This window comes from Salinicola lusitanus (assembly GCF_003206045.1).
Classification (GTDB): Bacteria; Pseudomonadota; Gammaproteobacteria; order Pseudomonadales; family Halomonadaceae; genus Salinicola; species Salinicola lusitanus.
In genome coordinates, this window is record NZ_PZJM01000025.1 from 1 (window position 1) to 830 (window position 830).

Annotated in this window: 1 protein-coding gene; it reads right to left on the minus strand. The window is 62.5% G+C overall.

Translation table 11 applies throughout. The features are described from left to right. Positions 1 to 830 (minus strand): Ig-like domain-containing protein (locus DOM45_RS19935; protein WP_205909521.1); only part of this gene is annotated, 830 nt, incomplete at both ends.

Genomic DNA, 830 nt, shown 5'->3' on the forward strand with positions numbered 1-830 from the left:
GCCGTCGGTGAAAGAAGCGACGGCGGTGGCATCCGGGTCGAGGCCACTGACGGTGTAGCTGGCCGTGCCGGCCTCGTCGGCGTTGACCAGGTCATCGCCATCGTCGCTGGTCAGGGTGGCCAGCGGGGCGGCGTCGGCAATGGTGTCGAGGATGGCGGTATCGGTAGCGGTCCCCGCATTACCGTTGTTATCGGTGGTGGCAAGAGTTGCGGTCAGCGTACCGTCTTCGAGACCGGAGAGGTCGACACCGTCGATAGTAAAAGTTCCATTGGTAACCGTAATGGTGGCCCCATCCAGCACCACGTCTTCGCCACCGCCCGAGCTGGTGATAGTGACGGAATCGATCGTAGTACCGTCTTCGATCTGGCCGACCAGGGTCGTGGCTGTGGATTCGTCGGCATCGATAAAGCCGTCGCCGCCTTCGGCGAAAGCGATGGCATTATTGCCGTTACCATCCGTGTCGACGAAGGCGAGTGCGGGGTCGCTCTCGTTACCGGCTGCATCGGTGGCTACCGCATTAATCTCGGAACCATCATCCAGTGCGTCATCGGCGGTGACGCTCCATTCACCATTTTCATCGACGGTCGCGGGCTCCCCGATGATATTGCCCTGGTTGTCGGTAACCGTCACATTGCTGCCGGGATCACCGGTCCCGCTAATGGTGGTGGCATTGCTGAAATTGATCACCGGCGTTGCGGGCGCCAGGGTGTCCAGCGTGAGGCTATCGCCGGTTACCGACGCGGTGTTGCCGGCCCCGTCGGTGATCGCCAGCGAGCTGGTGATCTCGCCGTCGGCGAGCCCGGAGAGGTCGACGGTGTAGTCACCGTCGG